23 protein-coding genes are annotated in these 25,848 nt (G+C 32.5%); 16 read left to right on the forward strand and 7 right to left on the reverse strand.

Annotation, left to right across the window (positions count from 1 at the left end; genetic code table 11):
* Positions 1–12 precede the first annotated feature (12 nt).
* The 7 genes from GQR95_RS07235 (at position 13) to GQR95_RS07265 (ending at position 6,047) form a co-directional block, all read left to right on the forward strand.
* Positions 13–918 (forward strand): geranylgeranylglycerol-phosphate geranylgeranyltransferase, encoded by a 906-nt coding sequence (locus GQR95_RS07235; protein WP_159022537.1) that lies wholly within the window; start codon positions 13–15, stop codon positions 916–918.
* Between the two features lie 67 nt (positions 919–985).
* Positions 986–1,843: a pseudouridine synthase gene (locus GQR95_RS07240; protein WP_159022538.1), complete on the forward strand. Its 858-nt coding sequence runs from the start codon at positions 986–988 to the stop codon at positions 1,841–1,843.
* A gap of 340 nt (positions 1,844–2,183) precedes the next feature.
* Positions 2,184–3,584, forward strand: a complete 1,401-nt coding sequence (locus GQR95_RS07245) for an arginine decarboxylase (RefSeq protein ID WP_159022539.1) — start codon at positions 2,184–2,186, stop codon at positions 3,582–3,584.
* A complete protein-coding gene (gene speB, locus GQR95_RS07250) occupies positions 3,574–4,512 on the forward strand; it encodes an agmatinase (RefSeq protein ID WP_159022540.1) in 939 nt (312 codons plus the stop codon). Before GQR95_RS07245 ends, speB begins: the two co-directional genes overlap by 11 nt.
* Positions 4,502–5,476, forward strand: coding sequence for a deoxyhypusine synthase family protein (locus tag GQR95_RS07255; RefSeq protein ID WP_159022541.1), 975 nt, complete (start codon positions 4,502–4,504; stop codon positions 5,474–5,476). The genes speB and GQR95_RS07255 overlap by 11 nt, the downstream gene beginning before the upstream one ends.
* Positions 5,477–5,493: 17 nt before the next feature.
* Positions 5,494–5,799 (forward strand): hypothetical protein, encoded by a 306-nt coding sequence (locus GQR95_RS07260; RefSeq protein WP_159022542.1) that lies wholly within the window; start codon positions 5,494–5,496, stop codon positions 5,797–5,799.
* A 20-nt stretch (positions 5,800–5,819) separates the two neighbouring features.
* Positions 5,820–6,047, forward strand: coding sequence for a hypothetical protein (locus tag GQR95_RS07265; protein WP_159022543.1), 228 nt, complete (start codon positions 5,820–5,822; stop codon positions 6,045–6,047).
* Between the two features lie 200 nt (positions 6,048–6,247).
* Here GQR95_RS07265 and GQR95_RS07270 read toward each other — a convergent pair whose 3' ends face one another.
* Positions 6,248–7,360: a glycosyltransferase 87 family protein gene (locus tag GQR95_RS07270; protein ID WP_233266016.1), complete on the reverse strand. Its 1,113-nt coding sequence runs from the start codon at positions 7,358–7,360 to the stop codon at positions 6,248–6,250.
* Between the two features lie 420 nt (positions 7,361–7,780).
* Between GQR95_RS07270 and mce the strand changes: the two genes are divergently transcribed.
* The 9 genes from mce to GQR95_RS07315 all read left to right on the forward strand — a co-directional run bounded on the left by mce (position 7,781) and on the right by GQR95_RS07315 (position 18,717).
* The gene (gene mce, locus GQR95_RS07275) at positions 7,781–8,194 is read left to right on the forward strand and encodes a methylmalonyl-CoA epimerase (RefSeq protein ID WP_159022545.1); all 414 of its coding nucleotides are present in this window, start codon (positions 7,781–7,783) and stop codon (positions 8,192–8,194) included.
* A gap of 25 nt (positions 8,195–8,219) precedes the next feature.
* Positions 8,220–9,779, forward strand: a complete 1,560-nt coding sequence (locus tag GQR95_RS07280) for an acyl-CoA carboxylase subunit beta (RefSeq protein WP_159022546.1) — start codon at positions 8,220–8,222, stop codon at positions 9,777–9,779.
* A complete protein-coding gene (locus GQR95_RS07285) occupies positions 9,779–10,138 on the forward strand; it encodes an OadG family protein (protein WP_159022547.1) in 360 nt (119 codons plus the stop codon). The genes GQR95_RS07280 and GQR95_RS07285 overlap by 1 nt, the downstream gene beginning before the upstream one ends.
* A 45-nt stretch (positions 10,139–10,183) precedes the next feature.
* Positions 10,184–10,612 (forward strand): biotin/lipoyl-containing protein, encoded by a 429-nt coding sequence (locus GQR95_RS07290; RefSeq protein ID WP_159022548.1) that lies wholly within the window; start codon positions 10,184–10,186, stop codon positions 10,610–10,612.
* A gap of 91 nt (positions 10,613–10,703) precedes the next feature.
* Positions 10,704–12,026, forward strand: a complete 1,323-nt coding sequence (locus GQR95_RS07295) for a sodium ion-translocating decarboxylase subunit beta (RefSeq protein WP_159022549.1) — start codon at positions 10,704–10,706, stop codon at positions 12,024–12,026.
* A gap of 52 nt (positions 12,027–12,078) precedes the next feature.
* Positions 12,079–13,365 (forward strand): acetyl-CoA hydrolase/transferase family protein, encoded by a 1,287-nt coding sequence (locus tag GQR95_RS07300; protein WP_159022550.1) that lies wholly within the window; start codon positions 12,079–12,081, stop codon positions 13,363–13,365.
* 20 nt (positions 13,366–13,385) lie between these two features.
* Positions 13,386–15,194 carry a methylmalonyl-CoA mutase family protein gene (locus GQR95_RS07305; RefSeq protein WP_159022551.1) on the forward strand — a complete coding sequence of 603 codons (1,809 nt, stop codon included), beginning with the start codon at positions 13,386–13,388 and terminating at the stop codon, positions 15,192–15,194.
* A 78-nt stretch (positions 15,195–15,272) separates the two neighbouring features.
* Positions 15,273–17,411: a methylmalonyl-CoA mutase gene (scpA, locus tag GQR95_RS07310; RefSeq protein WP_159022552.1), complete on the forward strand. Its 2,139-nt coding sequence runs from the start codon at positions 15,273–15,275 to the stop codon at positions 17,409–17,411.
* 541 nt (positions 17,412–17,952) lie between these two features.
* Entirely contained in the window at positions 17,953–18,717 is a 765-nt protein-coding gene (locus GQR95_RS07315) for an SDR family NAD(P)-dependent oxidoreductase (RefSeq protein ID WP_159022553.1), read from the forward strand.
* 192 nt (positions 18,718–18,909) lie between these two features.
* On the opposite strand, the gene meaB is transcribed toward GQR95_RS07315, so the two are convergent.
* From meaB to GQR95_RS07345, 6 genes are all read right to left on the reverse strand, one after another.
* Positions 18,910–19,914, reverse strand: a complete 1,005-nt coding sequence (gene meaB / locus GQR95_RS07320) for a methylmalonyl Co-A mutase-associated GTPase MeaB (protein ID WP_159022554.1) — start codon at positions 19,912–19,914, stop codon at positions 18,910–18,912.
* A 214-nt stretch (positions 19,915–20,128) separates the two neighbouring features.
* Positions 20,129–21,619: a cellulose synthase family protein gene (locus GQR95_RS07325; protein ID WP_159022555.1), complete on the reverse strand. Its 1,491-nt coding sequence runs from the start codon at positions 21,617–21,619 to the stop codon at positions 20,129–20,131.
* The gene (locus GQR95_RS07330) at positions 21,616–22,308 is read right to left on the reverse strand and encodes a glycosyltransferase family 2 protein (RefSeq protein ID WP_159022556.1); all 693 of its coding nucleotides are present in this window, start codon (positions 22,306–22,308) and stop codon (positions 21,616–21,618) included. Before GQR95_RS07330 ends, GQR95_RS07325 begins: the two co-directional genes overlap by 4 nt.
* A 241-nt stretch (positions 22,309–22,549) precedes the next feature.
* Positions 22,550–24,091: a carboxypeptidase-like regulatory domain-containing protein gene (locus GQR95_RS07335; RefSeq protein WP_159022557.1), complete on the reverse strand. Its 1,542-nt coding sequence runs from the start codon at positions 24,089–24,091 to the stop codon at positions 22,550–22,552.
* Between the two features lie 75 nt (positions 24,092–24,166).
* Positions 24,167–24,868 carry a TIGR04283 family arsenosugar biosynthesis glycosyltransferase gene (locus GQR95_RS07340; protein WP_159022558.1) on the reverse strand — a complete coding sequence of 234 codons (702 nt, stop codon included), beginning with the start codon at positions 24,866–24,868 and terminating at the stop codon, positions 24,167–24,169.
* 21 nt (positions 24,869–24,889) lie between these two features.
* Positions 24,890–25,780, reverse strand: coding sequence for a sterol desaturase family protein (locus GQR95_RS07345; protein WP_159022559.1), 891 nt, complete (start codon positions 25,778–25,780; stop codon positions 24,890–24,892).
* Positions 25,781–25,848 lie beyond the last annotated feature (68 nt).

Below are 25,848 nucleotides of genomic sequence, written 5' to 3' on the forward strand. Positions count from 1 at the left end.
TAATTTTTAACTATGTTCTCTAGAAAACATAAACATATTTTGTTGAAATTCTTCAGTATGTTTTCTGTGGTTAGAGGGTATAATGTGCTTATGGTTGTTGTGGCGCAATATGTTACAGCTGTTTATATATTGGCACATGAAAAACCGGTAAGAGAAGTTGTTTTCGATCTTAATTTATTTATGCTGGTTTTGGCGTCTTCTGCAACTATTGCAGGCGGATACATTATTAATAATTTTTACGATTCAGAAAAAGATTTAATTAATAGACCACAAAAATCGATGTTGGACCGTTTAATAAGTCAGAATACAAAACTCTCCTTTTATTTTGTTCTTAATTTGCTGGCAGTAATTATGGCAAGTTATGTGTCGTTTAAAGCTGTTATATTTTTTGCATTTTATGTTTTCGGGATTTGGTTTTATTCACATAAATTAAAGAAGATGCCTTTCGTAGGTAATTTAATCTCTGCAGTATTAACAATCACGCCTTTCTTCGCTATTTTTATGTATTATCAAAATTTCGAACATGTTATTTTTGTACATGCTATTTATCTTTTTTTAATTATTTCTATGCGGGAACTAACTAAGGATTTAGAGAATATTCCAGGAGATTTAGTACAAGGTTATAAAACTATTCCAATTCTATATGGAGAAAAGTATTCGAAAATAATGCTTACCGTTTTAGCTTTATTAACATTAATTCCAGCGTATTTTTTATTAACTAGATACGACATCGGACATATGTATTACTTTTTCTATTTTACAATGTTTTTACTTTCCGCTTTTATGGTGTTGTTATGGAATTCTGATTCTAAAAAACATTATTTAATTCTTCATAATATTTTAAAATTTATTATTTTTTCAGGTGTGTTTAGCCTGCTTTTAATTAACGTGGATTTAGTGTTAAACCGACTTTTTTAAAAGGATTTACATAAAAATAAAAAATCGTAAATTATAGTATATCTTTGCATAAAATAAATATATCACAATGAATAAGCAACAAGGCAGCAATAAAAAAGGAAAAGCTTCAGGACGCGGATCAGGAAATTCACGAAATACAAGTTATGCGAGAGGAAATGCGCCTATTAAAAAACAGGTTGTTACGAGTACGCCTAAATCAGAAGTTAAAAAATCAAATCCAGGCGAAATTCGTCTAAATAAATATATAGCCAATTCTGGTATCTGTTCACGTCGAGATGCCGACATGCATATTGCTACAGGTTTGGTTTCGGTAAATGGTAAGATTGTTGTTGAAATGGGATACAAGGTGAAGCTTGATGATGAAGTGCGTTTTGATGGATCTCGTGTTAACCCAGAAAAGAAAGCATACGTATTATTAAACAAACCAAAAGGTTTTGCAACAACAACCAGCGAAGGAAAAGGACGTACTGTAATGGATTTGGTCGCTAATGCAACATCTTCTAAAATTAAGCCAATAGGACGTTTGGGTAGAAACTCTTTAGGATTAATTTTATTTACGAATGATGAAGATATAGCAAAGAAATTTACAAATTCTAAAAATGGAGTGCCAAGATTATTTCATATCGAATTAAATAAAAATTTAAAGCACGAAGATTTTACAAAAATTAAAGAAGGTTTTAAAGTAGAAGGTAAACTTGTCGCTGTAGAAGAGATAAGTTATATCGATAAAGGATCTAAAAAAGAAATTGGGTTAAAAGTCAAAAATACAGGAAGTACAATTATTCGTACCATTTTTGATTACCTAAAATATGATATCGAAAAGATAGATTGTGTGAGTATCGGGCAGCTTACTAAAAAAGATATTCCACGCGGACACTGGAAACACTTAACCGATCAAGAAGTTATTAGTCTTAAGATGCTGTAAGTCAGTTTGTAAAAGTTTTTCAAAAAAATCGAAAAAAAACTTTTTTTTTCGATTTTTTATAGCACATTTGTATAAGCATTTAGCTGAACATCATGAAAAGTGTTTGTGTGTTCGGGCTTTTGAAACTTAGGAAGTTATATTCAAAAGCAGCTTATCAGATGAGCAACCGAATTTTAGAGCTAACTTCCGCATACTCCATAGTAAAAAGCCAACATGTGTATGGCTTTATTCCTACAACCCATAGTCAAATTCAGATTTGATAGATAGTTAACATATTAAATTACAATATGCAGAATACTCTGCGTATCTTATTTATTTTTAATTATTATATCAAAATCTCATGAATACTAAATACATTGATTTAATTAATCAATCTTTTTATTTCCCACAAGAAGAATTTAAATTAGAAAACAAAACCCTTCAATTTCACGATATAGATTTAATGAAATTGGTAGAAGAATATGGTGTGCCTTTAAAGTTTACCTATTTACCACAAATTTCTAATAATATTTCCCGTGCTAAAGGCTGGTTTGCAAAAGCCATTGAAAAGAACGATTACAAAGGAAAATATAACTATTGTTATTGTACAAAAAGTTCGCATTTTAAACACGTGTTACACGAAGCCTTAAAGAACGATATTCATATTGAAACCTCTTCGGCTTTTGATATTGATATTGTTGAAAGTTTAAAGAAAGAAGGTAAAATTACAGATAATACCTATGTTATTAGTAACGGTTTTAAACGTGCAGAATACATTACTAACATTGCAAGGTTAATTAATAACGGACACAAAAATGCAATTCCTGTAATTGATAATTATGAGGAAATTGATTTGTTATCTCAAGAAATTGATGGCAAATTTAATGTTGGTATTAGAATTGCTTCAGAAGAAGAGCCCAAATTTGAATTTTACACCTCTCGTTTAGGAATTGGCTACAAGAATATAGTACCTTTTTATAACCGTCAGATTAAAGATAATAAACAAGTCGAGCTTAAAATGCTTCACTTCTTTATAAATACAGGAATTCGTGATAATGCGTATTACTGGAACGAATTAGTAAAATGTTTAAAGGTATATACAGCTTTAAAAAAGATATGTCCAACACTAGATAGTTTGAATATTGGAGGCGGATTTCCAATAAAAAACTCTTTAGCTTTTGAATTCGATTACGAATATATGGTAGATGAAATCTTGCATCAAATTAAAATGGTTTGTGAAGAAGAAGAAGTCGATGTGCCTAATATTTTTACAGAATTTGGTAGTTTTACAGTTGGTGAAAGTGGAGGTGCTATTTATGAAGTATTATACCAAAAACAACAAAACGATCGTGAAAAGTGGAACATGATAAACTCATCGTTTATTACTACTTTACCAGATACTTGGGCAATTAATAAAAGATTTGTAATGTTACCTATTAATCGCTGGCATGAAAGTTATGAACGTGTATTGTTAGGAGGATTAACTTGCGATAGTGACGATTATTATAACAGTGAACAGCATATGAATGCGATTTACTTGCCAAAGTATAATAAAGATAAACCATTGTATATTGGGTTCTTTAACACCGGTGCATATCAAGAAACTATAGGTGGATTTGGAGGTTTACAACACTGTCTAATTCCGACACCAAAACATATTTTAATAGATAAAGACGAAGATGGAAACATCTCGACAAAATTATTTAGTGGACAACAAAAAAGTGAAGACTTACTTAAAATTTTAGGATATCATGAGCAATAAAACGTATGCTGGAATTCCTCAAGAATATGCAAAATTAGAAATCTCTAAAATTGTATTAATTCCAGTGCCCTATGACGGGACAAGTACATGGCAAAAAGGAGCAGATAAAGGGCCGAAAGCTTTTTTAGATGCTTCCGAAAATATGGAAACTTACGATATTGAAACTCAAACAGAAGTTTACCAACAAGGTGTGTTTTTAGCAGATGCTGTTACAGAAAACAGTTCGCCAGAAGCTATGGTTGATGCCGTGCATAAAACCACTAAAAAATACATTAAAAAGAATAAGTTTGTTACGCTTTTTGGTGGCGAACATTCTATTTCTATTGGTAGTATTAGAGCGTTTAATGAATGTTTTAATAATCTAACAGTTTTGCATATAGATGCACATGCAGATCTGCGTAAAACTTATCAAGGATCTGCTTGTAATCATGCTTGTGCAGTTTATGAGGCTAGCCAGACCACGAACCTAATACAAGTAGGTATTCGTTCTATGGATGTTAAAGAAACTACTGTAATGGATACAGAAAAAACATATTTTGCACACGAATTAGCCTCTAACGAATTTTGGATGGATAGTGCAATAGATCAGATGACGGGAAATGTATTCATCACATTCGATTTGGATGCTTTAGATCCGTCAATACTACCAAGTACAGGGACTCCTGAACCAGGAGGTTTGTTTTGGTATGAGACTTTAGACTTTTTAAAGAAAGTCTTTGCAGAAAAAAACGTGGTTGGATTCGACATTGTAGAGCTGTGTCCGAATAAGAAAGAGAAATCTTCAGATTTTTTAGCCGCAAAATTGTATTATAAAATGTTGAGTTATAAATTTATGGACGAAAACATAGATGATGAATACGACAACACATTCGAGAGTAAAACACAAAAAAATAACACATCTAAATTCATAGAAGACGATGAGTACTAAAGGAGCAATTTCAAATTTTATAGAAAAATATTATTTACACTTTAATTCAGCTGCTTTAGTTGATGCAGCAAAAGGGTATGAAGATCAATTAAACAAAGGGGCTAAAATGCTAGTGTCTTTAGCAGGAGCAATGAGTACTGCTGAATTAGGTAAAATCTTTGCAGAAATGATTCGCCAAGATAAAGTGCAAATTATTTCATGTACAGGTGCCAATTTAGAAGAAGATATCATGAACTTGGTAGCACATTCTCATTACAAACGTGTACCAAACTACCGTGATTTAACTCCTCAAGAAGAATGGGATTTGTTAGAAAAAGGTTTAAATCGTGTTACAGATACTTGTATTCCTGAAGAGGAAGCTTTTAGACGTTTACAAAAACATATTTTTAAAATTTGGCAAGAAGCAGAAGCTAAAGGCGAACGTTACTTACCTCATGAATATATGTACAAAATGTTATTATCTGGCGTTTTAGAAGAGTACTACGAGATCGATTTAAAAGACTCTTGGATGTATGCTGCAGCAGAGAAAAATTTACCTATTATTTGCCCAGGTTGGGAAGATAGTACTATGGGTAACATTTTTGCTAGCTATGTGCTTAAAGGTGAGTTAAAGGCTAACACGATGAAATCAGGAATAGAGTATATGACATTTCTTGCAGAATGGTATACAGCAAATTCTGAAAACGGAATCGGTTTCTTCCAAATTGGAGGAGGAATTGCCGGGGATTTCCCAATTTGCGTAGTGCCAATGTTGTATCAAGATATGGAGCGTCCAGAAACACCATTTTGGAGTTATTTCTGCCAGATTTCAGACTCAACAACTAGTTATGGTTCGTATTCAGGAGCTGTTCCTAACGAGAAAATAACTTGGGGGAAATTAGATATAGATACCCCTAAATTTATAATAGAAAGTGATGCAACTATTGTTGCACCATTAATTTTCGCTTATTTATTAGATATGTAAACCCGTTATACAAAAAAATGAAACGAGTAATTGTAGACTACCAAAAATTAAATGAAGATATTTTAGATCTTCTAGTAGAAAAATTTCCTGATGGATATGATGATTCAGACATCATCTCTTTTAGAAATGCTAAAAATGAAATAGTTGAGGCTGTAGAAGTTAAAACCGAAGACACCATTTACTTAGTAAAAGTAGGTGTGAGATTGGTTAAAGCTATGGAAAACTATATTGAAGTTGACGACGATGATGATGTAGATGCCGATGAAAATGTAGATTTCGATGAAGTAAAAGCCGAAGAAGTTGACGACGACGATAACGATTAATATTATAAAAATAACTTAAAATGAGAGTTGCTGTTTTTCAATCTTACGCCAACGGATTGTACACATTTATGTTTGAAAATGGGGAGGATATGATTTTTGATGAGATTCATCCCCGAGCTTTAAAACAATTCGATTTAAAGCATGATGAAAGCTATATCGAAAAAACCTTTAAAATTACTTTTGTTGAAGTACCAGATGCTAACGACGATGTGATTTATAGAATAGATAGTTTGAAACTCGTTTCGTAAACAGTTTTCAAATGCTATAAATATTTTGAGGTGTGCTTTCCTTATAAAGTAACGCTAAGGTAATCTTGTCTTAAAATTTAAGCTATTAAGTATATATAAAAGGGGTAAACAATAGGTGTTGTTTATCCCTTTTTTTGTATTAACGTAGTTGTTTTTTATCGTTGAAAAGCAGCGTGTTTGTTTTTAGAAAAGAACTGTTTTTAACTCCGTTTGTCAATATGTTTATTACCCAATTGTTTCTTTAAAATGACTTCGTAAATAAATGCGCCATACACTAAGATATATTCTAAACCAATAATCCAGAGGTTTTCTTTATGGTCCGAACTTACATAAGCAAGATAACTAAGTATTATTGTTACACTCCAAATTAAAGGGAATTTGTACCCTGTAAATACGGCTAATATTAGCAATATGCTTACATACCAAGGATGCACTGTGGTAGCCATAAAATAATACACAGAAATAATTAAAAGCATGTTAATTAATAGGTTTTTAATGTCTTTTAAAGGCGATTTATAGGTGGTGTATAGAATGTAAAGTATAACTAAAATAGCCATAACAGGACCAATAAGTTTGATTTTATTTTCTCCTGTAATCTGGTATCCTATTGATTTAGAGATGTTAAAAAGACTCGCATTAAATTCAAAGTTTTTAAACCAAAGTCCAACAGTCTCAGTATAATTAGTAATAAATTCAGAACTTATAAAAGGCAGGAATAAAACGATATTTATAAGGCCTACAATAGAACAAAATAAGAAGCCTTTTTTCAGTTTTAAATGCTTAAAAATTAAGGGTAGAAAAATTAGAGGAATTAGTTTTGTTGCTACAGATAAAGAAAAAGCTACTGCAGCCCATTGCCATTTTAGTTTTTGTAATAGGTATAAGCTCAATACCAGAAAGCAAATCATAACACCTTCAAAATGTAAATTTCCTGTCAGTTCTATAATAATAAACGGATTTAATATATACCAAAAAATGTAATTCGGATTTAAATGAAGTGCTTTTAAAAGTTTTCTTCCAAAAAAAAGCGTTGCGAAATCTGCAATTATAATTAAAATTCGCATAGCAATTATAGATCCTAATACTGAGTGATTTGCAAATACGGCAGCAAGAAAATAACAAAACTGACTAACGGGAGGATAGTTGGTGAAATGTGAAGCACTTAACCATCCCATTCCATCGTAAAGTGTTTGTGCTCCAGAAACAGGGAGCTCTCCTTTTTCAAAGAAAAAATTAGGTGTGTATAAAAAGGGATTATAACCTTCAAAAATCATACGCCCATCCCAAATAAAACGAAAGAAATCTTGTGACAAGTTTGGTGTTGCAACTAAAAATATAAGTCTCGATACGAATGCAATTCCTATTAATTGACTCGAATTTAGAAGTTTAGATTTTACTATTTTATAGCTTAATATACAGAGTAAAAAATACAGAATTATAAGTTTTAGATACTCTGTTCTGACTAAATGATAAGCAAAGATGTAGTTTATTAAAAAGATGAAAATTACAAGAAAAACAGAATGTGTTAACTTTTTTTTAACATATAATATTGTGCTCATAATGAAAATATAGGGTTTTTAACTTGTTGTATTTCAATTTAATGTATAATTTCAATCGTTGTAATTTATACGATGATTCTGTCCGGTTTACATGATAACTATCATAAATTAACTTCCAATCAAAATGTAAATTTGTAAAGTACATTATAAATAATCATAATAAACAATTTTAAAATGAATATTTCACATATAGAACACATCGGAATTGCAGTTGAGAATTTAGAAGAATCAATAAAATACTACGAAGGTGTATTGGGATTAAAATGTTATTCTATTGAAGAGGTTGCAGACCAGAAGGTAAAAACGGCATTCTTCTTAGTAGGACAAACCAAAATTGAATTATTAGAAAGCACTTCGCCAGATGGCCCTATTGGTAAATTTGTTGCGAAAAAAGGACAAGGTATGCATCATATCGCATTTGCAGTAAACGACTCTACAGAAGCGTTAAAGCAAGCCGAAGAACGTGGTGTAACATTAATAGATAAAACGTCTAGAAAAGGTGCAGAGGGATTAAATATTGGCTTCCTTCACCCTAAATCAACTCAAGGCGTACTAACCGAACTTTGTTCAAAAGAAAAACAAGAATAATAATACACAAATAAAACACGTACTAATGGCAAATCAAGAAAAAATTAATGAGCTCATTGAAAAAAGAGCGAAAGCAAAATTAGGTGGTGGTGAAAAGCGTATCGATTCTCAACATGCTAAAGGAAAATTTACGGCACGCGAAAGAATAGATATTCTTTTAGATGACGATAGTTTTGAAGAGTTTGATATGTTTGTTACCCATAGAACAAAGTCTTTTGGGTTAGACAAGGAACTATATTTATCAGATGGTGTTATTACCGGACATGGAACCATTGATGGTAGAATTGTATATGTATTCTCTCAAGATTTTACAGTATTTGGAGGTTCTCTTTCTGAAACGTATGCCTTGAAAATATGTAAAATTATGGATATGGCCATGAAAATTGGTGTACCAGTAATAGGACTTAACGATAGTGGTGGAGCACGTATTCAAGAAGGTGTTAGATCGCTTGCTGGATATGCCGAAATTTTCCAAAGAAATATAATGGCCTCTGGTGTAATTCCTCAAATTTCTTCAATTTTAGGGCCTTGTGCTGGTGGAGCTGTGTACTCTCCAGCATTAACAGATTTTACAATCATGACAGACCAAACCAGTTATATGTTTGTAACCGGTCCAAAAGTAGTGAAGTCAGTCACAGGAGAAGAAGTGACTACAGAACAATTAGGAGGAGCAAAAATACATTCTACAAAATCTGGAGTATCTCATTTCTTAGCAGAAAACGACGAAGAAAATTTAATGTTAGTTAGAAAGTTACTCAGCTATTTGCCTTCAAATAATTTAGAAGAAGCACCTATAGTGACTTGTAATGATCCTATAGATAGATTAGACGATGTTTTAAATGATATTATTCCAGAAAATGCCAATCAACCTTACGACATTATAGATGTTATTTCTGTTCTTACAGATAACGGCGAATTCACAGAAGTACATAGAGATTATGCAAGAAACATAGTTGTTGGTTTTGCACGTTTTAACGGACGTTCAGTAGGGATTGTTGCCAATCAGCCTAAGTTTTATGCAGGTGTTTTAGATTGTGATGCGTCTAGAAAAGCGGCTCGATTTGTGCGTTTCTGTGATGCCTTTAATATTCCAATTGTAACCTTAGTAGATGTTCCCGGATTCTTACCAGGTACAGGACAAGAATATGCGGGTATTATTTTACATGGTGCTAAGTTATTATTCGCTTATGGAGAAGCTACAGTGCCTAAAGTAACTATTACACTACGTAAATCTTATGGAGGAGCACACGATGTAATGAGTTGTAAACAATTACGAGGCGATTTAAATTACGCTTGGCCAACTGCAGAAATTGCTGTAATGGGAGCTAAAGGAGCAGTAGAAGTACTTGAAGGGTCTAACATTAGAAAAATTGAAGATGAAGTAGAAAAACAACACTACATTACAGAAAAAGAACATGAGTACAATACTAAGTTCGCTAATCCATATGTAGCTGCTAAATACGGATTTATTGATGATGTTATCGAACCTAGAAATACCAGATTTAGAATTGTTAGAGCTTTAGAATTGTTAGCTAATAAGAAAGAAGTAAATCCGCCTAAAAAACATTCAAATATCCCATTATAATGACACATATATATTTATTAACCAATGATCTAAGTGAAGGATATGTTATTTTAGTAACAGGCCTTACCATTGTTTTTGGAGGATTACTGATTTTAACGTTATTTTTTAAATATGCATTACCGATAATGCTCTATATATATAAAATAATTAGCAAGGGAAGAGATAAAAAAATAAAAGAGATATCTCCCAAACTTAATGAGCAATTTACAGGAGAAATTGCTGCGGCTATTTCAGCTGCAATTCATTTGCATTTAAATGAACAGCACGATAACGAAAATGCCATATTAACTATAAAACAAGCTCGGAAAATGTACTCTCCTTGGAGTTCTAAGATTTACGGCGTTTATAATAAACGGTAATTAAGGGTTCGTTTTTTTTCCACATTTAAAGACATACAACATACAATGAAAAATTTCACATTCAATATAAATGAAAATAGTTATAGTGTTAGAGTTGTTTCTCAAGAAGATAGCACGATAAACTTAGAGGTAAACGGAACTGCATATTCGGTTAAGATGAAGGAGGCGTTAAAAACCATTAAAACACCAACCTTGGTACGTAAACCAGCGAGTCCGGTTGTTGAGCCATTAAAAGTAAATAGTGCAAATTCTGGTTCTGGAAGCGTACAAATTGTGGCACCTATTCCAGGTGTTGTCTTATCAATTAATGTAAAAGTTGGAGATTCTATTAAGGAGAATGATTTATTATTAGTTCTTGAAGCCATGAAAATGGAGAATAGTATCGTTTCAGAAAAATCTGGAGTAGTTTCAGCTATAAATGTTAAAGTTGGACAACAAGTTTTACAGAGTGAAGTAATGATAGAACTAGAATAAATAAAATAGTGTTATACGTTTTAATATTTAAAGTGCTAATCTATTAAAGTTAGTAGGTCACAAAAAATTGGAACGACCAAAATTTAAAAAAATGAAAAAAATAATATTAATATTTGGAGTTTTATCGCTATTAGTTTTTATCAGACCTCTTTTAGGTATGAATGCTAGTTCTGAAACAACAACCATAACAACAGCTACTAATCAGTCTGTTGACTCTAACGAAGATAAAACTTTCGTTTCAGAGGCTGTAGGTGGGATAAAACAATTTTACCAGTTCACGGGTTTTGCAAATGCACAATCTGGCAATTTAATTATGATACTTATAGGTGTTATATTTATATATTTAGGAATTAAATTTGATTACGAACCACTGCTTTTAATTCCTATAGGTTTAGGTGTTCTGATTGGAAACATTCCATTTTTGCCAGGTTATGAAACGGGTATTTACGAGGAGGGATCAGTTTTAAACTTTTTATATTTTGGTGTTGTAAAAGGTATTTATCCGCCACTAATATTCTTAGGTATCGGTGCGATGACCGATTTCTCATCCCTGATAGCTAATCCAAAATTAATGCTTTTGGGTGCAGCTGCTCAAGTAGGTGTTTTTGTAACTTTTTTAGGAGCGCTTTATTTAGGGTTTAACCTTCCTGAAGCGGGTGCAATAGGTATTATTGGTGGGGCCGATGGGCCAACCGCTATTTTCTTATCCTCAAAATTGGCAAATGGGATAAACATATTACCTGATGGCACAACCGTTAAAAATTTAATAGGGCCAGTTGCTATTGCGGCATATTCTTATATGGCTTTAATACCTGTTATTCAACCCCCAATTATGAGATTGCTTACTACAAAAAAAGAGCGATTAATTAGAATGAAACCGCCGAGAGCAGTTTCACAAAAGGAAAAAATGATTTTCCCTGTGGTTGCGTTATTGTTAACTACATTTATATCACCTAGTGCAATACCTTTATTAGGGATGTTGTTCTTTGGTAATTTACTTAAAGAATCTGGCAAAACAGAACGACTTGCCGATACGGCTCGAACTAAATTAATAGACATAGTAACTATTCTTTTAGGTGTTACCGTAGGAGCATCAACTCAAGCCGATATTTTTCTTACTAAAGATTCTATGTTAATCTTTGGACTGGGAGCTATATCATTTGTAATAGCAACGACAGGAGGTTTGCTTTTTGCAAAATTCATGAATTTATTCTTGAAAGGAGATGAAAAAATAAACCCACTTATCGGTGCAGCAGGGGTTTCAGCAGTACCAAATAGCGCTAGGGTAGTACATGCAGAAGGTTTAAAAGCCGATCCTCATAATTATTTAATAATGCACGCCATGGCACCAAACGTTGCAGGTGTTATTGGTTCTGCAATTGCGGCAGGTATTGTCTTAAGCTTTTTAGGGTAGTAGCGATTTATAAAATCATTTAATCATAATGTAATTTTAAAAAATTAACGTCATGAACATACCAAATAAAATGTCTGCAGCAGATGCAGTAAAATTAATTAAATCAGGAGATAGAGTCTTAATTCAAGGTGGTTCTGCAACTCCTCAGTCTCTTATTAAAGCAATGGTAGCAAGAGCTTCAGAGCTTAGAGGTGTGAATATTGTTCATTTACATACAGAAGGTGAGTGCGGTTATGTCGCACCAGAATTAAAAGAAAGTTTTTATACTAGTGCCTTTTTTATTGGAGGAAATATTAGAAAAATGATTGGTGTTACAGCCGATTATATCCCTGTATTTTTAAGTGATATTCCAAGCCTATTCCGTGAAGGATATATGAAATTAGATGTTGTTTTAGTTAATGTATCTCCTCCAGATAAACATGGTTTTTGTTCATTAGGCGTCTCTGTAGATATTGTGATTTCTGGGATTGAAATGGGAAAAACTATTATTGCACAGATTAATCCTAAAATGCCAAGAACTTTTGGTGATGCTATAGTAAATATTAATCAATTTGCTGCTTGTGTTGAGGTTGATGAAGAACTTTTTGAAATGCAATTTGTAGCACCTTCAGAAGAAGAAAAAGCAATTGGTAAAAATGTGGCAGATATTATTGAAGATGGAGCCACAATACAAATGGGTATTGGAGGGATTCCAAACGCTGTGCTAACGTATTTAAATAATCACAAAAATTTAGGAGTTCATACTGAAATGTTCTCTGAAGGAATCGTAGATTTAGTGGAAAAAGGCATAGTAAATGGCTCTCAGAAAAAAGTAAACCCAAATAAAATTGTATCTGGATTTGCCATGGGAACACGACGTTTGTATGATTTTATGGACGATAATCCCGAAATTGAAATGTTAGATATTGGTTATGTTAACGATACATCTGTTATTCGTCAGAATCCAAAAGTAACAGCTATTAATTCAGCCGTAGAAATTGATATTACTGGACAAGTTTGTGCAGATTCTATTGGTACTAGAATGTTGTCTGGAGTTGGAGGACAAATGGACTTTATGCGAGGTGCAGCCTTGTCTGAAGGCGGAAAACCAATTATTGCTATAAATTCTAGAACTTTAAAAGGCGTTTCTAAAATTGTACCAACATTAAGAACTGGAGCAGGAGTTGTTACCACAAGAGCTCATGCAAGATTTGTGGTTACAGAATACGGTGTTGCCGAATTTTTTGGTAAAACCTTAAGAGAGCGTGCAAATGCTTTAAGAGACATTGCACACCCTGATTATAGAGAAGAATTAGATAAAGCTATTTTTGAAAGATTTGGAAGTAGCATCATGATTTAATCACACTAAATACAAATAGTATGAGTACTAAAAATAATACACTTTTTTCCGAGTTTGGACCTGTGACTAAGGACGCATGGTTGGAAAAAGTTAATATAGATTTAAAAGGTGGAGATTTCAATAGAAGATTGGTTTGGAAAAACTTAAACGGTATTGAAATACAACCTTTATATAATACTGAAGATACTATAGATTATCTTAAAAACACTGGCGAAAATGCACATGCATTAGTAAACTATAGAAGTGTTATAGTAACTTCAGCAGCAAGCGGAAACGCTTTAGCGCTAAAAGCAGTTGTAGAAGGTATAAACGGTTTGGTTTTTCAAATCAAATCAAATGTCTCTGTTTCTGCTTTATTACAAGGGCTTGATTTAAATACAATTACAGTCTCTTTTGTTTTATCTGAAAATGCTTTAGATTTTGCTACAGATTTCTTTGCATACGCAGAAAAAAATGTATCAGATAAAAAGAATTTAAAAGGATATTTAGACCTTGGTGTCATTTCAGATTATGTGACTACGGGATCTTTAAAAGCTAATATCTTTAAAACTTTAGCCAAAGTAATCACTCTAGGAACTGGATATTCAAACTTTAAAACAGTAACACTTTCTGGAACTGCATTTTTAGATTCTGGAGCAAATCAAGTTCAGGAAGTTGCCTACACTTTAAATGCTTTGGTTTATGTAATTGAAGAATTAAAAGCTCAGGATATTTCTGCAGAAACTATTTTTAATAGTTTACATGTTCAGTTAGCAATCGGATCTGAGTACTTTGTAGAAATGAGTAAATACAGAGCATTAAATAGCTTGGTACATAAAGTGGCTAATTCTTACGAGGTTTCTAATTTTAAATTTGCTTTAACCGCTAAAACATCTATTTGGACAAAATCTGTGACCGATGCACATGCTAATATGTTGCGTTCTACTACAGAAGCGATGTCTGCCATTTTAGGAAATGTAGATGGTATTTTAGTAGATGCTTACGATAAAGAATTTAATGCACCTTCAGATTTTTCAAGTCGAATTTCTGGAAACATTACAACTATATTAAGAGAAGAATCTTACTTCGGAAAAGTAGCAAATCCAGTAGATGGATCTTATTATGTAGAAGAAGTGAGTTCTAAAGTAGCAACAAAAGCTTTAGAGTTATTTAAAGCAATTGAAGCTGACGGTGGGTTCTTTACTGCTTTCGAAAACGAAACCATTCAACAACAGATTGCCGAAATTCGTCAGAAAAAGATTAAGTTAATTAGTCAGAGACGTTTACCAATGGTTGGGGTAAATAAATATCCAAACCTAATGGAAAAATTAGATCCAAAAGTATTATTTACAGGAGGAGAATCTAATTCTAAGGTGTTAACACCACGACGTGCTGCATTAGAAATTGAATCTTTACGTAAGGTTTCTGAAGACATTGTAGTTAAAGCTGGTAAACGCCCAATAATAGAACTTACTAGTTTTGGTAATCTAACCATGCGTAAAGCAAGAGCAGCATTTGCTTACGATTTTCTTGGAGTAAGTGGCTTTGAAGTCTTGCAAGAAAAAAGTTACGAAAGTGCAAAAGAAGCTGCAGAAGCAAGTGCAAAATCAGAATCTAGTGTGGTTGTTATTTGTAGTTCAGATCCAGATTACGACGAGCAAGCTTTAGCCTATGTAGAAACATTTAGAGCATTAAATACAGATAAAGTGCTTTTATTGGCAGGTAATCCTGTAGCACTTTTAGACGCGCTTACAAAAGCAGGTTTAGACGATTGTATTCATATAAAATCTGATGTTATTAAAACCATTTCTAAGGTTCAGAATAAAATTCAGAAACATATTAAAAAGTAGCGGTGTGACATTGTTTAAAACTTTATGTTGAGGTTTTAACAATAGCATGTGACCATTGATTAATTAAAAAAGAAACACATGAAACCAAATTTTTCAAATATAACATTAGACACTGCTTCAAAACAAGAGGCAGTACCTTCAGATAATAAAGACGTTTGGAATACGCCAGAAGGTATTCCTGTTAAAACACATTTTTCTAAAGAAGATCTTGCAGATGCAGAGCATTTACAATTTCTTTCTGGATTGCCTCCTTTTACAAGAGGTCCTTATAGCGCTATGTATGCGTTGCGTCCTTGGACTATTCGTCAGTACGCAGGTTTTTCTACAGCAGAAGAATCTAATGCATTTTACAGACGTAATCTTGCAGCAGGACAAAAAGGATTGTCTGTCGCATTCGATTTAGCAACACACCGTGGGTACGATTCAGATCACCCAAGAGTTACGGGAGATGTTGGTAAAGCAGGTGTTGCGATAGATTCTATTTTAGATATGGAAATTTTATTCGACCAAATTCCGTTAGATAAAATGTCTGTATCTATGACTATGAACGGTGCTGTACTTCCAATTATGGCATTCTATATAGCAGCAGCTAAAAAACAAGGTGTGGCGCTAGATCATTTAAGCGGAACCATACAAAACGATATTTTAAAGGAATTTATGGTGCGTAATACGTACATATATCCGCCTTTACCATCTATGAAAATTATTGGTGATATTTTTGATTACACCACTAAAAACATGCCTAAGTTTAACTCTATTTCTATTAGTGGTTACCACATGCAAGAAGCTGGTGCAACTGCAGATATTGAATTGGCTTATACTTTAGCCGATGGTATGGAATATATTAGAACAGGTTTAGCATCAGGATTAAAAATAGATGAATTTGCGCCTAGACTTTCATTTTTCTGGGCAGTAGGAATGAATCATTTTATGGAGATTGCTAAAATGCGTGCAGCACGTATGCTTTGGGCAAAAATTATAAAACAATACAATCCTAAAAATCCAAAATCTATGGCATTGCGTACGCATAGTCAGACATCGGGTTGGAGTTTAAGTGAGCAGGATCCTTATAATAATGTTGCTAGAACGTGTATAGAAGCGATGGCAGCAGCTTTAGGAGGAACACAATCTTTACACACCAATGCATTAGATGAAGCGATTGCGTTACCAACAGATTTTTCTGCTAGAATTGCACGTAATACACAAATTTATATTCAAGATGAAACCCAAATGACTAAGGCTGTAGATCCTTGGGCAGGTTCTTATTATGTTGAGTATTTAACTAAAGAAATTGCTAAAAAAGCATGGGCACTTATTGAAGAAGTTGAAGAACTTGGCGGTATGGCTAAAGCAATTGAAACTGGTGTGCCTAAAATGCGTATTGAAGAAGCATCTGCAAGAAAACAAGCGCGTTTAGATTCTGGTCAAGATATTTTAGTAGGTGTAAATAAATTTAGAACTGACGAAAAATCGTCTATAGAAATCTTAGAAGTAGATAATACAATAGTAAGAGATTCTCAAATTGCACGTCTAAAAAAATTAAAAGCAAATAGAGATCAAACTGTAGTTGATAAAAATATAAAAGCATTAACAGATTGTGCTAAAACAGGAAAAGGTAATTTATTAGAATTAGCTGTAGAAGCAGCAGAAAACTTTGCCACTTTAGGTGAAATATCTGATGCTTTAGAAGTTGTTTTTGGACGACATAAAGCAGATACTAAATTAATTAGTGGTGTTTACAGTAAAGAGGTAAGTAATGATACTACGTTTGCTGAAGCTTTAAAATTAGCAGATAAATTTGCTGAGATTGAAGGACGTAGACCACGTGTTATGGTTGCCAAAATGGGACAAGACGGACATGATAGAGGAGCAAAAGTTGTTGCTTCAAGTTTTGCCGATTTAGGATTTGATGTAGATATGGGACCTTTATTCCAAACACCAGAAGAAGTTGCAAAACAAGCCATTGAAAACGATGTACATTTTGTAGGAGCTTCTAGTTTGGCTGCCGGACATAAAACATTAATACCACAATTAATAGAAGAGCTTGCTAAACTAGGAAGACCAGATATTATGGTGTTTGCAGGAGGCGTAATTCCTGAACAAGATTACCAATTTTTATTAGATCATAAAGTTGCTGCAATTTTCGGTCCTGGTACCGTAATTTCAAAATCAGCAATTACCATATTAGAGAAGTATTTAGAACATGAGGAAGCTTAGTTTTAAGTATTGATTTGCCGAAAAACCCCAATATTGATATGCGTCAGTAATGGGGTTTTTTATTTTAATAAAGTAAAGGTTTCAGATCTACTAGATGAAGCTTTGCATACTATTCGTAAATAATTATTTTTTGTAATTACTTCAAAACTTAGTAATCTAAAAGTCTATATTCTTAATACTGTTTTCCTCTATTTCATGTTTCCGTGGATTTTACTTTTTCTTGATTTAGTTTATCTGTGTTATTAATGCAACTGTGTTGCGTTAATAATTAAAATAGTTGTATATTTGTACTATAAAAATATAGCTGTTTTATGCTGTATATATCTAAATTACAAAGTGTTTATAAAAAAAATAAGGACATGTATAAATAGAAACTACATTTAAAGTTTTTGTGTTTTTCTGTGATTTTTTAGCCTCAGCACAGCAATTAAATTTTCTTACACATTAATCATAATATGCATTGCTTCTAGCAGTAGAAAACAATTATGTTTTCATAAAATATTTAATTAATAGAAACAAAGAATTTAAAAATAATAACGTAATGAGTACTTTAAACAAAAGAGTAGCAGTAGTTACAGGTGCAACTAGTGGGATTGGATTTCAAGTTGCAAAAAGATTAGGACAAGATGGATATGCTGTTGTTTTAAATGGTATTGAAGATGAAGAAGGCGCTAAAAAAGTTGAAGAACTTAAGACGGAAGGAATTACAGCAGAGTATGTTAGTTTTGATGTTACCAATGATGCTGCTGTTACTAAAAATATTACTGCAATTGGAGAAAAGTATGGTAAAATAGATGTGCTTGTAAATAATGCAGGTGGGTTAGGAGGTAGATCTAGATTTGAAGAAATGACAACTGATTTTTACAGATTTGTAATGGCTTTAAACCTTGATTCAGTATTTTTTGCATCAAGAGCTGCAATACCTTTCCTTAAAAAAGGAGAAAATTCGTCAATTATTAATTATACATCAAATGCTGCTTGGAATGCAGGTGGTCCAGGTGCTGGAGTTTATGCAACATCTAAAGGAGGAGTTCATGCAATTACAAGAGCATTAGCAAAAGATTTAGCTGAATATGGTATTAGAGTAAATGCGGTATCTCCTGGTACTATTGATACGCCATTTCATGCACAAATTAAAGCAACAAAACCTGAAGTTTTTGCATCTTGGGCAAATAGTATTTTGTTGAAAAGAATAGGTAAACCAGAAGAAGTTGCTTCAGTTGTGTCTTTCTTAGCGAGTAAAGATGCTTCTTTTATAACAGCAGAAACTATTCAAATTGGTGGAGGTCAGGCTTTAGGTATATAGTCTGGTAGTAGACATATCTAGAGTAAGATTAATAATATTAAAGACATATTTAGAACATGAAGTAACCTAGTTTTATGTATTGATTTGTTGAAAACCCCCCATTACTAACGTATATTAGTAATGGGGGGTTTTATGTTTTGTAGTTATCCTTCGTTCTTTGATAAAATGAGTCAGAATCGAATATAATAAGTATTACAAACTTTTTTTAAACGTTTCCATAATATGCTGAGCTGCTTTTACAGGAGAAACTTTAGAGGTAATAACTTCACTTTCTAAAGTAGCTAGTTTGCTTTTCATGTGAGGCGAACCGTAAAATAAATGTTTTAGTTCTTCATTTATGTTGTTGTACATCCATTTTATTTTTTGATGATTTCTGTTCTCATCAAAATAACCATTTTCGTTAACAAGCTCTTTGTATTTTATAACCTGTTCCCAAACGGTATGAATTCCTGTATTTTTAGTAGAAGATGCTTTGGTTACCACAGGTGTCCAGCCCGAATCTGGTTGAGGAAAAATGTGTAAGGCATTTTGGTATTGTAATCGTGCCATTTCACTATTTTTAATATTATCGCCATCTGCTTTATTGATAACAACCATATCGGCCATTTCCATAATACCTTTTTTAATACCTTGTAGTTCGTCTCCTGCTCCTGCAAGCATTAAGAGTAAGAAGAAATCTGTCATGCCATGAACAGCTGTTTCCGATTGTCCGACACCAACGGTTTCTACTAAAATAACATCGTAACCAGAAGCTTCGCAAAGTAGCATGGTTTCTCCTGTTTTGTTAGCAACACCACCAAGTGTGTCTCCGGTTGATGATGGACGGATATAAGCATTTTCGTTATTGCTTAATTCTTCCATACGTGTTTTGTCTCCAAGAATACTTCCTTTAGAACGTTGACTACTTGGATCTATAGATAAAATGGCAACCTTATGGTCTAATGTTGTTAAGTATTTACCAAAAGCTTCTATAAATGTGCTTTTACCAACTCCAGGGACTCCTGTAATTCCAATACGGATTGATTTTCCTGAATAAGGTAATATGGATTGAATAATTTCTTTAGCAAGTACTTTGTCGCTTTCTAAATTACTTTCTATAATGGTTATTGCACGCGAAAGTATAACTCTACTCCCTTGTAAAACACCATCTATATATTCTTGAGCTGTTAATCTATTTTTACGTTTATATGCCTTCATCTTGTCCCTGTAAATTAATAACTTAATTACATGTTATTATGTTTTACAAAGATACTTATAACCGTAAAAATCACCATAAATACTGCGTTGTTTTTTGTGTAAACAAGACGGTATTTATGATGATTTTGCGTTAGGGATTGTAGTAGAAATCCTTTTGCTTTTTTGCAAAAGATTGTAACGGAAAGCGCGACCCTTTTGGGAACGCCCAAATTGTTTATGCTTTAGAGGTTATTGATTTAAAAAACACATAACCAAAACCTAAAAATAACATAAGGTGAAACGGAAATAATCCAAAGTCTCCTCCTTGATCTCCAACTATAAATGCGCTATACATACCGAATGCAAAATAAAGTGTAAGTAAGCCTTCGAAAATGACATTTACAGAGATGTTTTTCTTTATGTATTTGTTGTCTTTCCAGCTGTCTTTTAGGTTGTTAATGTTGAATTTAGGTGTACGAACAAATTCGCTTCGTTTACCAATGTGTCCTTCTAATACAGCAATAGAATTGTGTAGAGAGAAGCCCATTGCCACGGTAAAAAAGGTGAAAAACATACCTATATATTTGATGAAATTTTTAATACCTCCGCCATAAATATTTTTATACATAAACCAATAGCATATAAAGAAAATAACACTACTTACTACAAAGAAACTCATGACGTAGAAGTATGGTTTTAAATGCGCATATTCGTTTTTAATATACAACATTGGAATACTTAAAACGGCTACTATAAATACATTTAAAAACATGGTACTGTTTAGTAAATGTAATACACCGTGAATTTTTGTTTTACCAGAAATATTATCTGATTTTAAAACACGCCAAAGCATTTTTCTGAAGTTTTCTGCACCACCTTTATTCCAACGGAATTGTTGCGAGCGTGCGGCACTAATTACCACAGGAAGTTCTGCTGGTGTTTCTACGTTTTCTAAATATTTAAATTTCCAGTTTTTAAGTTGTGCACGGTAGCTTAAATCTAGGTCTTCTGTAAGTGTGTCTCCTTCCCAGTTTCCTGCGTCTATAATACAGTCTTTACGCCAAACTCCGGCTGTACCGTTAAAATTTATAAAGTGTCCTTTACTGTTTCTACCTACTTGTTCTAGCGTAAAATGCGCATCTAAAGCAAAGGCCTGGATACGTGTTAGTAAAGAATATTCGCGGTTTATATGTCCCCAACGGGTTTGAACTACACCAATATTTCTGTCTTTAAAATAAGGTAGTGTACGTAATAACCAATCTGTTTGAGGTAAGAAATCTGCATCGAAAATGGCAATAAATTCTCCTTTTGCTATTTTTAAACCTTCTTTTAAGGCTCCTGCTTTAAATCCGCTACGGTCTGTTCTCGTAATATGTACAATGTCTAAACCTGCTGCTTTTAGTTTTTGTACATGTTCGCGTGTGGTTTGAACGGTTTCGTCTGTAGAATCGTCTAAAACTTGAATTTCCAATTTATTTTTTGGATAATTCATAGTTGCGATGTTTTCCAACAAACGATCCATAACATACATTTCGTTATAAACAGGTAATTGTATGGTAACATAAGGGACTTCTTTTTCTTTAGAAAGATCTAAAGGGGGCAAAGAAGTATCTTTCTTATGAGCAGAAAGATAATTTAACAATAAATTTAACTGTGCTAAAGCATACATGAAAATTAATGCTAAAGAAGTTGAGTAAATGGCAATTATAATAATTTCTAATATCATTTTTTAAAGCTATATTTAAAAATCCAATACAGGATTTTCATGCCTGCAAATATAGCACCTTTTATCGTACCTGAAACTTTTGAAACTCCTATTCTGTTACGATATTTTACAGGGATTTCTCGATAAGAAAAATGTCTTTTTAAAATTTTTAATTGCATTTCTACCGTCCAACCATATGTTTTGTCTAACATGTTTACTTCTAGTAGGTTACTGTATTTTATAGCGCGAAAAGGACCTAAATCTGTAAAAGTTGATTTAAAAAATAAGCGCATTAATGACGTCGCTAACCAGTTTCCAAACTCTTGAGGAATGGTCATTGAACCTTTTTCACGAAGATTTTTCATACGTGCACCGACAACAAAATCGATATTTTCTTCTAGTATAGGTGTAATAAGCTCTGTTAATTGTTCAGGATAATCGCTATAATCTCCATCTAAAAAAACAATAATATCTGGTTTTGTATTTAGTTTAGAAATGTAATCCATACCCTTTAAGCAAGCATAGCCATATCCTTTGTTTTTTTCTATTAAAACAGTTGCGCCAGCTTGTTTTGCATTTTCTTCTGTATTGTCTGTAGAGTTGTTACTTACAACAATAATTTCGTCTACAATATTTGGAATATCGTGTATAACTTTCGAAATAGAATCTGCTTCGTTATACGCAGGTATAATAACTTTAATTATGGCCATATTAGGTTTTCAGAATGGGAAAGCAAATATAATTAGTTATTTGGATTTGCTTTTGTATTTTTAAATTCTTCTTGCTGAGCGGGATAATAGTAGTTTGTAAATTGTATAAAGACCATTTTATACCAGGAAATCTAGTGTAAAATGGTCTTTATTTTACTAGTGTACATCAGTGTTTTAGTTCTGATTTGTATCCGTGCAACATAACATGTAGTCTAATTAAAGTGCAAAACCTTTCAGGCGTTTAGTTTTCTGGTGCTGTTTCAATACTTTTAAATTCTTTTATGGCCTTATTTGGCTCTATAATATTGTAACCTTTCCAGAATTCGGGATCGTAGGCAGGAAGATAAATGGGTTCTACTTTTGCTTTTTCTTTAAATGTATTAAAATCTGTTTGTGTTATGGTGTTGTTTTCGAAAACCACCATTTCTTTTTTAGAGTAGTTAGTTGCTATAAAATTGATGTCTCCAGAAAGTTCGTTTTGTTTTCTTCGGCCTTTTACATGTTTGTTTTTTTCAATAATTTTAAAAGGTCTATCAATAGCTACTTTGTTTGCGGTTTCAATTTCTGCGTATTTTAAACTATAACTATCCGTATTATTTTTAGTATAAATAAAGCTACCTTGTCTTTTGTATACGTTTAAAGAAACGCCAAAAAGATTAAATGTTTTTAGAGATTTTACATTTTTAAAATCTATTCTTATTACAGCAAAATCGTCTGTGTTTATATAAAGTACACCTTTGTAGTCTTCACTGCGTTTTGGTTTAAAAGCAATTTTGTAAACGTATTGGTCGTTTAAAAACGAATAGTCTAATAGTTCGAATTCGTAACGGTTTGATTTGTAAATACAGTTTAGGCTAGAATCTTCGTCTGTAAAACTGCTTTTTTCAAGACTATTAATGCCATATTTTCTGTATTTTAAAAAGTCTTTTTTCTTGTCTGCTTCTTTTTTCTTCTCGGCTTCGAGAAAGGCTTTAGATTGTTTATCGGAGTCGTCCTGAAAAAATGAAGAATCTATATCTTCTTTTGTGCCAAACCAACCCGATTTAATTTTAAAGTAAGAATCGCGTTTTACGTGTTTCTTTAAAATAGCATTCAGTTTGTTTTCATAAGCCTCAAAAGTCATTTCATTATTTTTATCGTAAAGTTCTGAGGCCTTTATAATATCTAATTTTATAATAGTGTCTTCTGCTGTTTTTAATTTGTTTTTGTAGAATTCTCCTAATACTTCTGTGTATTGACTGGAGTGTAAAGGGATATCTTTTAAAATACTATCTGTTAATTCTTGATTGAATTCTGGAATAGTAGAGGCTTTAATTTTAACCGATTTTCTAAGAATGTTAGAGCCGTAGGTTGTTCTAAAAAAGAGTTTGCTTTTACTAAAAGTTCCGGCATAGTTTTTATCTAAATTGTCTTCAACCTTATCAATAATTTCTTCAACCGTATAGTTTTTATTAAACAACATAACTTCTCCTAATTCAATAGATTTAGGTTTTAAATAGATTAAACTATCTTGAAATGTTTGTACTTTAAATTGTTTAGACTCGTACCCTAAACAGCTAAAATATAGAGAATCTTTCGCAGAAATAGTTTTATTAATTTGAAGCTGAAACTGTCCAACATCATTACTTATTACTCCAGATGTATTATTAAATGAAATGGTAGCAAAAGGAATAGGAGCTTGGCTTGTTGAGTCTAAAATTCTAGCATGAATTTGTGTCTGAGCAGCAACTGTTGTAGCGCAAAAGAGTACTAAAAAGAAAGGGAGAAAGTAGTGGTGTTTCATGGTGGTAGTTTTTGTGAAAGTAATTTATTACCTGAAACGATGAATACACTTTAGATTTTAATTAAGTAAATTTTATTAGTTTTTAACACTTACATGCTTTAAATAGTAGTTGTAAAGTGTTTCAGGAGAGGTGCCTAGTCTGTATTTTAAATGAATTACAGTATAATGATATTGTAAATAGCAGATGCCTTTTGTGTGATATCTTCTTGCAGATGTTGTTAGTTGTTTTTGAATAACAGCAAAGTTAGTTGCTTTGTATGCACAATTTATAAAATGATTGTCTTCGTAAATTTTATAGTGCTCGTTATAACCGCCAAGCGTTTCGAAAAGTGTTTTTGTAACAAATAAACTTTGGTCGCCACCGCGACATATTCTCCAAGAAAACTGTGTAAACCAACCCGCTAGTTTTAGCCACCAATGCAAAGAATTAAACGACATTTTAAAGCAACCTGCTTGTGTGTTTGTATTGAGAGTTTCTGTAATATGTTTGTCGAAGTTTTTAGGCGGATAAGAATCTGCGTGAAGAAAATACAGAATGTTCCCTTTGGCTTGTTTTGCGCCTAAATTCATTTGGATTCCGCGTCCTTTTTCTGAGTTTATAAGGTTAGCTTCTGTAAATAGTTTGGTTATGTTTTGTGTACCATCTGTACTGCCGCCATCTACAATTATAATTTCTTTAATATTTTTTGAAGATGAATTTTTTATTAGATATGGAATTAATTCCTGAAGATTCTTTGCTTCATTAAAAACGGGAATTACTATAGAAATTTTACTCATTTAAATTTTCAGGATATAGCTTTAATCTTGTTTTCTCTTTAGTGGATAGAGTTCTTGGTCTATAAAATGTTTTGGAAATTTTTCGTCTTCTTCAAAACCTAATTCTATATCTCTTCCGTTATGCGGAATGTAATCTGTTTTAAATAAATAATCCCAAATACTTAATGTAATCCCGTAATTAGATCCATAAATAGAATTTGGAGGTAATTCTTTGGCGTGGTGCCAAATGTGCATTTTAGGATTGTTTAAAATATATTTAAAAGGACCGTAGTTCCAGCCCAAATTAGCATGATTTAAATGCCCAACAGCAATGGAGAAAAAATGAACCAATACAACATCTTGCACGTTAAATCCTCCAATAATAGCAATAGGAAGGTATAATAAAGATTTGTAAAGCACCGGTTCCATCCAATGGTAACGTAAGTGTCCTGCAAATCCCATTTCTTTTATAGAATGGTGTACTTTATGAAAATCCCATAGTAAAGGGAAACGGTGTAATAAGCGGTGAGTATTCCATTGTATAAAATCACTCACTATAAAAAAGATAAATAAACCAACGGCTTTAGGTAATTGGTTTACATTAAATAGTTGAAGATTTTCTAGAGATAATCCGAAAACAGAAAGGACATCGTTAAATAATTCTGAGGCCGTGTTAGATAATGCTATAAGAACAATTAAATTAAGAATAAAAAAATTGAAAAACATATAGAATATGTCTTGCCAAAAATCTTTTCTAAAAATAGACTGATTTTTACGCCAAGGAAATGCAATCTCTAAACTCCAAACCACTAATGATATAGTAATTAAGCCATAGAAATAATTATCCCAATGGTTTATAGATATTAACTCGTATTTTAAATACCTCCAGTAACCAGAGTACGAGTCTTGTATTATATTAATGTATTTATCCATAATAAAACATCTTGTTTTCTGAGTTGTAGACGTTAAAAACAAGATGTCATTACGTTTTTAAAATCTTT

Source organism: Formosa sp. L2A11, assembly GCF_009796865.1.
Taxonomy (GTDB): domain Bacteria; phylum Bacteroidota; class Bacteroidia; order Flavobacteriales; family Flavobacteriaceae; genus Formosa.